The 3,763-nt window shown below is 66.6% G+C and carries 5 protein-coding genes; all 5 read right to left on the reverse strand.

Annotation, left to right across the window (positions count from 1 at the left end; genetic code table 11):
* Positions 1-284, reverse strand: a 284-nt coding sequence (locus AC1DU6_RS23160; protein ID WP_477859905.1) for a hypothetical protein, incomplete at its 3' end; no start/stop codon positions are given.
* Positions 285-305: 21 nt separating this feature from the next.
* Entirely contained in the window at positions 306-1,562 is a 1,257-nt protein-coding gene (locus AC1DU6_RS23165) for a Zn-dependent hydrolase (protein WP_457320456.1), read from the reverse strand.
* Positions 1,563-1,571: 9 nt separating this feature from the next.
* Positions 1,572-1,931, reverse strand: a complete 360-nt coding sequence (locus AC1DU6_RS23170) for a bleomycin resistance protein (RefSeq protein ID WP_457320458.1) — start codon at positions 1,929-1,931, stop codon at positions 1,572-1,574.
* Entirely contained in the window at positions 1,928-3,379 is a 1,452-nt protein-coding gene (gene hydA / locus AC1DU6_RS23175; RefSeq protein ID WP_457442443.1) for a dihydropyrimidinase, read from the reverse strand. Before hydA ends, AC1DU6_RS23170 begins: the two co-directional genes overlap by 4 nt.
* Positions 3,376-3,763 (reverse strand): cytosine permease (locus AC1DU6_RS23180; protein ID WP_477859907.1); only part of this gene is annotated, 388 nt, incomplete at its 5' end. The genes hydA and AC1DU6_RS23180, both read right to left, overlap by 4 nt.

The following is a 3,763-nucleotide window of genomic DNA, read 5'->3' on the forward strand; positions in this document are numbered from 1 at the left end:
GTGTGCTTCTCCTGCCTGTACACGTCGTAGGTCAGGCCGTCCTGCTCGTTGCGATATCGGACGAACTTGACGGCCTCAAAGCTCAATGGGTATCGAACGCTCGCAACGTGGCCTTCACGAACCATCCAACCCGCATCTCGCTCCAGCAATTGGTTGCCATGCATTCCCCCTTGGGCCGCGCACACGGTTTTAAAGCGGTAGTAGCCCCAAAGGTTGTCGGCGAAGAGCAGCCCAACTGCTAGGACGACGCTGCCGCACCAAATCAGTTTTCGCCTCCACTGCATTCCGCATTCTCAAGCGAAGCGTCAGCCCGCCCGTTCCAGCATCGTCTGCAACAACACATTGCACCCCGCCTCGATGTGCTCGGGCTTGGCGTCCTCGATCTCGTTGTGGCTGATGCCGTCCTTGCAGGGGATGAAGATCATGCCAGCGGGCGCCAACCTCGCCATGTAGACGGCGTCGTGGCCGGCGCCGGAGACCGCGCGCATATTGCTGTAGCCCAGCGCATCGGCGGCCTTCTGCACGGCGGCGATGCAGTCGGCGTGGAAGGGCTGGGCCGGGTAGGCGCTGACGGGCGTGATCTCGATGGGCAGGCCGCTGTCGGCACTCAGCTTGGCGGCGACGGCGCGGATGTCGGCGTCCATCGCCTCGCACAGCGCGTCGGTCGCGTTGCGCAGGTCGATGCTGAACTTGACGCGGCCGGGGATGACGTTGCGGCTGTTGGGGTGCACCTGCACCATGCCCACCGTGCCACGGCCGTGCGGCGGGTGTCGATGGGCGCAGGCGACGACCTCCTGCATCAGCTTGGTCGCGACTTGCAGCGCATCCTTGCGCAGCGCCATCGGTGTGGGGCCGGCGTGGGCCTCCATGCCGGTGACGACGCAGTCATACCAGCGGATGCCCAGCACGCCGGTGACGACGCCGATGGTCTTGTCATGGTCCTCCAGCACCGGGCCCTGCTCGATGTGGGTCTCGAAGTAGGCACCGATGGGGTGGTCGCCGGGCACCTGGCTGCCGATGTAGCCGATGCGCTCCAGCTCACCCCTGACCGTCTTGCCTTCGGTGTCGGTCGCCGCGTAGGCGTGCTCCAGCGTGAAGGCCTTGGCGAACACGCCCGAGCCCATCATGACGGGCACGAAGCGCGAGCCTTCTTCGTTGGTCCAGAAGGCGACCTCGATGGGCGCCTCGGTCTCGATGCCGTGGTCGTTGAGCGTGCGCACGACCTCGATGCCGGCCAGCACGCCGTAGTTGCCGTCGAACTTGCCGCCCGTGGGCTGGGTGTCGATGTGGCTGCCGGTCATGATGGGCGGCAGGCTGTTGTTGCGGCCCGCGCGTCGCATGAAGCCGTTGCCGATCTGGTCGATGGTGACCGTCATGCCGGCTTCGCGCGCCCAGCGCGTGACGAGGTCGCGGCCCTGCTTGTCGAGGTCGGTCAGTGTCAGGCGGCAGACGCCGCCTTTCTCGGTGGCGCCGATCTGGGCCAGTTCCATCAGCGAGTCCCAGAGGCGTTGGCCGTTGACGCGCAGCTTCGTGATGTCGGGGCGGGTGACGACGGTATCCATGACGAATCCTTAGAGCTTCGTGCCGAAGCGCAGCTTGTTGTGGTCGGGGTCGACGAGCAGGAACTCGCGCACACCCCAGGGCATGTCTTCGATGGCCTTGACGGGCTTCACGCCCTTGGCCGTGAAGGCGGCATAGACCGCGTCGGCGTCGGGCACCCAGAAGTAGACGGCGCCGCCGGGCGCGCAGTCGCCGGCGTGGCCGCTCAGGAAGATCGTCTGGCCGTCGCGCGTGATCTGCAGGAAGAGGGGCAGGCCGGGCTCGAACTGGTGCTGCCAGTCGATGCTGAACCCGAGCTGATCGATATAGAAGGCTTGCGCTCGCGCCGCGTCCGTCATGCGCAGCTGCGGGATGACGGTCTGGGTGTTCATCGGGCCACGGCGGTGGGCTGCAGGTCGGCAGCGCGCTTGGCCGCCGCGTCGAACTGCGGGCCGAACGGCGGGCGCTTCAGATAGCGGCCCTTGCCTTGTTCCGCCCGCAGCTCGCCCCGAGCGAACACCACGCGGCCCTGCGCGATGGTGTGGCTGGGGATGCCACGCACCGTGCGGCCCTCGAAGATGTTGAAGTCGTTCCTGGAGAACTGTGTCTTGGCGCTCAACGTCTTGATGCCGGCCGGGTCCCACAGCACGAGGTCGGCGTCCGCCCCCTCGGCGATGACGCCCTTGCGCGGGTACATATTGAAGAGCTTGGCCGCGTTGGCCGATGTGATGGCGACGAACTCGCTCGGCGTGAGGCGGCCGGAGTTGACGCCGGCATCCCACAACACGGCCATGCGCTCTTCCACGCCGCCGCAGCCGTTGGGGATCTTGGCGAAGTTGTCCTTGCCGGCGGCCTTCTGTTCGGCGCAGAAGGTGCAGTGGTCGGTTGCCGTCGTGTGCAGCTGGCCCGATTGCAGGCCGCGCCACAGGAACTCCTGGTGGATCTTGGGGCGGAAGGGCGGGCTCATCACATAGGCGGCAGCCTTCTCGAAAGACGGGTCGCGATAGACGCTGTCGTCGATCAGCAGATGGCCGGCCAGCACCTCGCCGTAGACCCGTTGGCCACGCGCACGCGCACGCGCAATCGCCTCGGCGCTCTCGATGCAGCTGACGTGCACGATATAGATGGGCACACCCAGCACATCGGCAATCGCGATGGCGCGGTTGGCGGCCTCGCCTTCCACCATCGGCGGGCGCGACATCGGGTGGCCCTCGGGGCCGGTGATGCCCATCTTGGCGACCTCGGCCTGCAGCAGGTAGACGAGCTCTCCGTTCTCGGCGTGCACGGTCGGCATGGCGCCGAGTTCGAGCGCACGCTTGAAGCTGTTCACCAGCGTCTCGTCGTCGCACATGATGGCGTTCTTGTAGGCCATGAAGTGCTTGAAGCTGTTCACGCCTTCCTCGCGTACCAGCGTGCCCATGTCGGCGTGCACTTGCTCGCTCCACCAAGTCACGGCCACGTGGAAGGCGTAGTCGGACGCGCTCTTCTCGGCCCAGCCTCGCCACTGCTGGTAGGCGTCCATCAGCGGCTGCTGCGGGTTGGGGATGACGAAGTCGATGATGGACGTCGTGCCGCCGGCCAGCCCCGCGGCGGTGCCGGTGAAAAAGTCGTCCTGCGTGACCGTGCCCATGAAGGGCAGCTGCATATGCGTGTGCGGGTCGATGCCGCCGGGCAGCAGGTACTGGCCGGTGCCGTCGAGCGTCGTGGTGCCGGCCGGTGCTTCGCGCGCGGCGCGTTCGCCGATGGCGGCGATGCGGCCGTCGACGCACAGCACATCAGTGCGGGACTCGGCGTCGGCATTGACGACGACGGCGCCTCGGATCAAGAGAGAAGAAGTCATGTCGCGCGCCTTGTGAGCGAGTGAGGTTGGGTCTTGCCGGCCATCAGCGCGCCATAGACGAGGGCAGCCAGTGCCAGGCCGGCAAACCAGGCATAGGTGTAGATGGCCTTGAACGCGGCGCCGACCTCGGGAAAGGCCGCCGGGAAAGCGGCATTCAGGAAGCCGGGGATGTTGGGCGCGACGCCGACGGCGAAGGCGATGACGGCGGCGATGTTCCAGCCGCCGCGGTAGCTGTAGCGGCCGCCTTCGCGGTAGAGCTCTTCCACCACCAGCTCGGTCTTGCGCAGCACGTAATAGTCAACGATGAGGATGCCCGCCACCGGCCCCAGCAGCGCCGAGTAGCCGATCAGCCAGGTGAAGATATAGCCCTGCGTGGACTCAAGG

The sequence above is a fragment of the Roseateles sp. P5_B10 genome (genome assembly GCF_056400485.1).